We start from the raw sequence: 5,389 nt of genomic DNA on the forward strand, positions 1-5,389 counted from the left end.
GAGATTGCTGGCATTCAGTCGGCGACTTCACGCCAGAATACGAAAGACCAGGTATATGCACAAAATGAGATGCTTGCTTATCAACAGAAGGAGTCTACTGCTCGCGTTGCGTCTATTATGGAAAACACCAATCTTTCCAAGCAACAGCAGGTTTCCGAGATTATGCGCCAAATGCTTACTCAAGCTCAAACGGCTGGTCAGTATTTTACCAATGACCAAATCAAAGAAATGACTCGCAAGGTTAGTGCTGAGGTTGACTTAGTTCATCAGCAAACGCAGAATCAGCGGTATGGCTCTTCTCATATTGGCGCTACTGCAAAGGATATTTCTAATGTCGTCACTGATGCTGCTTCTGGTGTGGTTGATATTTTTCATGGTATTGATAAAGCTGTTGCCGATACTTGGAACAATTTCTGGAAAGACGGTAAAGCTGATGGTATTGGCTCTAATTTGTCTAGGAAATAACCGTCAGGATTGACACCCTCCCAATTGTATGTTTTCATGCCTCCAAATCTTGGAGGCTTTTTTATGGTTCGTTCTTATTACCCTTCTGAATGTCACGCTGATTATTTTGACTTTGAGCGTATCGAGGCTCTTAAACCTGCTATTGAGGCTTGTGGCATTTCTACTCTTTCTCAATCCCCAATGCTTGGCTTCCATAAGCAGATGGATAACCGCATCAAGCTCTTGGAAGAGATTCTGTCTTTTCGTATGCAGGGCGTTGAGTTCGATAATGGTGATATGTATGTTGACGGCCATAAGGCTGCTTCTGACGTTCGTGATGAGTTTGTATCTGTTACTGAGAAGTTAATGGATGAATTGGCACAATGCTACAATGTGCTCCCCCAACTTGATATTAATAACACTATAGACCACCGCCCCGAAGGGGACGAAAAATGGTTTTTAGAGAACGAGAAGACGGTTACGCAGTTTTGCCGCAAGCTGGCTGCTGAACGCCCTCTTAAGGATATTCGCGATGAGTATAATTACCCCAAAAAGAAAGGTATTAAGGATGAGTGTTCAAGATTGCTGGAGGCCTCCACTATGAAATCGCGTAGAGGCTTTGCTATTCAGCGTTTGATGAATGCAATGCGACAGGCTCATGCTGATGGTTGGTTTATCGTTTTTGACACTCTCACGTTGGCTGACGACCGATTAGAGGCGTTTTATGATAATCCCAATGCTTTGCGTGACTATTTTCGTGATATTGGTCGTATGGTTCTTGCTGCCGAGGGTCGCAAGGCTAATGATTCACACGCCGACTGCTATCAGTATTTTTGTGTGCCTGAGTATGGTACAGCTAATGGCCGTCTTCATTTCCATGCGGTGCACTTTATGCGGACACTTCCTACAGGTAGCGTTGACCCTAATTTTGGTCGTCGGGTACGCAATCGCCGCCAGTTAAATAGCTTGCAAAATACGTGGCCTTATGGTTACAGTATGCCCATCGCAGTTCGCTACACGCAGGACGCTTTTTCACGTTCTGGTTGGTTGTGGCCTGTTGATGCTAAAGGTGAGCCGCTTAAAGCTACCAGTTATATGGCTGTTGGTTTCTATGTGGCTAAATACGTTAACAAAAAGTCAGATATGGACCTTGCTGCTAAAGGTCTAGGAGCTAAAGAATGGAACAACTCACTAAAAACCAAGCTGTCGCTACTTCCCAAGAAGCTGTTCAGAATCAGAATGAGCCGCAACTTCGGGATGAAAATGCTCACAATGACAAATCTGTCCACGGAGTGCTTAATCCAACTTACCAAGCTGGGTTACGACGCGACGCCGTTCAACCAGATATTGAAGCAGAACGCAAAAAGAGAGATGAGATTGAGGCTGGGAAAAGTTACTGTAGCCGACGTTTTGGCGGCGCAACCTGTGACGACAAATCTGCTCAAATTTATGCGCGCTTCGATAAAAATGATTGGCGTATCCAACCTGCAGAGTTTTATCGCTTCCATGACGCAGAAGTTAACACTTTCGGATATTTCTGATGAGTCGAAAAATTATCTTGATAAAGCAGGAATTACTACTGCTTGTTTACGAATTAAATCGAAGTGGACTGCTGGCGGAAAATGAGAAAATTCGACCTATCCTTGCGCAGCTCGAGAAGCTCTTACTTTGCGACCTTTCGCCATCAACTAACGATTCTGTCAAAAACTGACGCGTTGGATGAGGAGAAGTGGCTTAATATGCTTGGCACGTTCGTCAAGGACTGGTTTAGATATGAGTCACATTTTGTTCATGGTAGAGATTCTCTTGTTGACATTTTAAAAGAGCGTGGATTACTATCTGAGTCCGATGCTGTTCAACCACTAATAGGTAAGAAATCATGAGTCAAGTTACTGAACAATCCGTACGTTTCCAGACCGCTTTGGCCTCTATTAAGCTCATTCAGGCTTCTGCCGTTTTGGATTTAACCGAAGATGATTTCGATTTTCTGACGAGTAACAAAGTTTGGATTGCTACTGACCGCTCTCGTGCTCGTCGCTGCGTTGAGGCTTGCGTTTATGGTACGCTGGACTTTGTAGGATACCCTCGCTTTCCTGCTCCTGTTGAGTTTATTGCTGCCGTCATTGCTTATTATGTTCATCCCGTCAACATTCAAACGGCCTGTCTCATCATGGAAGGCGCTGAATTTACGGAAAACATTATTAATGGCGTCGAGCGTCCGGTTAAAGCCGCTGAATTGTTCGCGTTTACCTTGCGTGTACGCGCAGGAAACACTGACGTTCTTACTGACGCAGAAGAAAACGTGCGTCAAAAATTACGTGCAGAAGGAGTGATGTAATGTCTAAAGGTAAAAAACGTTCTGGCGCTCGCCCTGGTCGTCCGCAGCCGTTGCGAGGTACTAAAGGCAAGCGTAAAGGCGCTCGTCTTTGGTATGTAGGTGGTCAACAATTTTAATTGCAGGGGCTTCGGCCCCTTACTTGAGGATAAATTATGTCTAATATTCAAACTGGCGCCGAGCGTATGCCGCATGACCTTTCCCATCTTGGCTTCCTTGCTGGTCAGATTGGTCGTCTTATTACCATTTCAACTACTCCGGTTATCGCTGGCGACTCCTTCGAGATGGACGCCGTTGGCGCTCTCCGTCTTTCTCCATTGCGTCGTGGCCTTGCTATTGACTCTACTGTAGACATTTTTACTTTTTATGTCCCTCATCGTCACGTTTATGGTGAACAGTGGATTAAGTTCATGAAGGATGGTGTTAATGCCACTCCTCTCCCGACTGTTAACACTACTGGTTATATTGACCATGCCGCTTTTCTTGGCACGATTAACCCTGATACCAATAAAATCCCTAAGCATTTGTTTCAGGGTTATTTGAATATCTATAACAACTATTTTAAAGCGCCGTGGATGCCTGACCGTACCGAGGCTAACCCTAATGAGCTTAATCAAGATGATGCTCGTTATGGTTTCCGTTGCTGCCATCTCAAAAACATTTGGACTGCTCCGCTTCCTCCTGAGACTGAGCTTTCTCGCCAAATGACGACTTCTACCACATCTATTGACATTATGGGTCTGCAAGCTGCTTATGCTAATTTGCATACTGACCAAGAACGTGATTACTTCATGCAGCGTTACCATGATGTTATTTCTTCATTTGGAGGTAAAACCTCTTATGACGCTGACAACCGTCCTTTACTTGTCATGCGCTCTAATCTCTGGGCATCTGGCTATGATGTTGATGGAACTGACCAAACGTCGTTAGGCCAGTTTTCTGGTCGTGTTCAACAGACCTATAAACATTCTGTGCCGCGTTTCTTTGTTCCTGAGCATGGCACTATGTTTACTCTTGCGCTTGTTCGTTTTCCGCCTACTGCGACTAAAGAGATTCAGTACCTTAACGCTAAAGGTGCTTTGACTTATACCGATATTGCTGGCGACCCTGTTTTGTATGGCAACTTGCCGCCGCGTGAAATTTCTATGAAGGATGTTTTCCGTTCTGGTGATTCGTCTAAGAAGTTTAAGATTGCTGAGGGTCAGTGGTATCGTTATGCGCCTTCGTATGTTTCTCCTGCTTATCACCTTCTTGAAGGCTTCCCATTCATTCAGGAACCGCCTTCTGGTGATTTGCAAGAACGCGTACTTATTCGCCACCATGATTATGACCAGTGTTTCCAGTCCGTTCAGTTGTTGCAGTGGAATAGTCAGGTTAAATTTAATGTGACCGTTTATCGCAATCTGCCGACCACTCGCGATTCAATCATGACTTCGTGATAAAAGATTGAGTGTGAGGTTATAACGCCGAAGCGGTAAAAATTTTAATTTTTGCCGCTGAGGGGTTGACCAAGCGAAGCGCGGTAGGTTTTCTGCTTAGGAGTTTAATCATGTTTCAGACTTTTATTTCTCGCCATAATTCAAACTTTTTTTCTGATAAGCTGGTTCTCACTTCTGTTACTCCAGCTTCTTCGGCACCTGTTTTACAGACACCTAAAGCTACATCGTCAACGTTATATTTTGATAGTTTGACGGTTAATGCTGGTAATGGTGGTTTTCTTCATTGCATTCAGATGGATACATCTGTCAACGCCGCTAATCAGGTTGTTTCTGTTGGTGCTGATATTGCTTTTGATGCCGACCCTAAATTTTTTGCCTGTTTGGTTCGCTTTGAGTCTTCTTCGGTTCCGACTACCCTCCCGACTGCCTATGATGTTTATCCTTTGGATGGTCGCCATGATGGTGGTTATTATACCGTCAAGGACTGTGTGACTATTGACGTCCTTCCCCGTACGCCGGGCAATAATGTTTATGTTGGTTTCATGGTTTGGTCTAACTTTACCGCTACTAAATGCCGCGGATTGGTTTCGCTGAATCAGGTTATTAAAGAGATTATTTGTCTCCAGCCACTTAAGTGAGGTGATTTATGTTTGGTGCTATTGCTGGCGGTATTGCTTCTGCTCTTGCTGGTGGCGCCATGTCTAAATTGTTTGGAGGCGGTCAAAAAGCCGCCTCCGGTGGCATTCAAGGTGATGTGCTTGCTACCGATAACAATACTGTAGGCATGGGTGATGCTGGTATTAAATCTGCCATTCAAGGCTCTAATGTTCCTAACCCTGATGAGGCCGTCCCTAGTTTTGTTTCTGGTGCTATGGCTAAAGCTGGTAAAGGACTTCTTGAAGGTACGTTGCAGGCTGGCACTTCTGCCGTTTCTGATAAGTTGCTTGATTTGGTTGGACTTGGTGGCAAGTCTGCCGCTGATAAAGGAAAGGATACTCGTGATTATCTTGCTGCTGCATTTCCTGAGCTTAATGCTTGGGAGCGTGCTGGTGCTGATGCTTCCTCTGCTGGTATGGTTGACGCCGGATTTGAGAATCAAAAAGAGCTTACTAAAATGCAACTGGACAATCAGAAAGAGATTGCCGAGATGCAAAATGAGACTCAAAAAGAG

Annotated in this window: 8 protein-coding genes and 1 pseudogene; all 9 read left to right on the forward strand. The window is 44.7% G+C overall.

Features of this window, described 5'->3' with window-relative positions:
• Positions 1–465: hypothetical protein (locus B9N71_RS13710; protein ID WP_001746660.1), on the forward strand; the 465-nt coding region annotated here is incomplete at its 5' end.
• A 63-nt stretch (positions 466–528) separates the two neighbouring features.
• A complete protein-coding gene (locus B9N71_RS13715; RefSeq protein WP_000252566.1) occupies positions 529–2,070 on the forward strand; it encodes a replication endonuclease in 1,542 nt (513 codons plus the stop codon).
• Entirely contained in the window at positions 2,003–2,155 is a 153-nt protein-coding gene (locus B9N71_RS13720; protein ID WP_435988044.1) for a hypothetical protein, read from the forward strand. Before B9N71_RS13715 ends, B9N71_RS13720 begins: the two co-directional genes overlap by 68 nt.
• A complete protein-coding gene (locus B9N71_RS13725) occupies positions 2,088–2,327 on the forward strand; it encodes a phage DNA packaging protein C (RefSeq protein ID WP_016670801.1) in 240 nt (79 codons plus the stop codon). The genes B9N71_RS13720 and B9N71_RS13725 overlap by 68 nt, the downstream gene beginning before the upstream one ends.
• Complete coding sequence (locus tag B9N71_RS13730) at positions 2,324–2,782, forward strand: scaffolding protein D (protein ID WP_000084700.1); 459 nt, start codon at positions 2,324–2,326, stop codon at positions 2,780–2,782. Before B9N71_RS13725 ends, B9N71_RS13730 begins: the two co-directional genes overlap by 4 nt.
• Positions 2,782–2,898, forward strand: coding sequence for a phage DNA packaging protein J (locus tag B9N71_RS13735; RefSeq protein WP_000033471.1), 117 nt, complete (start codon positions 2,782–2,784; stop codon positions 2,896–2,898). Before B9N71_RS13730 ends, B9N71_RS13735 begins: the two co-directional genes overlap by 1 nt.
• A gap of 36 nt (positions 2,899–2,934) precedes the next feature.
• On the forward strand, positions 2,935–4,218 hold the full coding sequence (locus tag B9N71_RS13740; protein WP_000065572.1) for a major capsid protein: 1,284 nt from the start codon (positions 2,935–2,937) through the stop codon (positions 4,216–4,218).
• A 110-nt stretch (positions 4,219–4,328) separates the two neighbouring features.
• On the forward strand, positions 4,329–4,856 hold the full coding sequence (locus B9N71_RS13745) for a hypothetical protein (RefSeq protein ID WP_000487867.1): 528 nt from the start codon (positions 4,329–4,331) through the stop codon (positions 4,854–4,856).
• A gap of 8 nt (positions 4,857–4,864) precedes the next feature.
• A pseudogene (locus tag B9N71_RS13750) lies at positions 4,865–5,389 on the forward strand (hypothetical protein); the annotation flags it as partial.

Origin of the sequence: Gilliamella bombi (assembly GCF_900103255.1) — a bacterium.
Lineage (GTDB): Bacteria > Pseudomonadota > Gammaproteobacteria > Enterobacterales > Orbaceae > Gilliamella > Gilliamella bombi.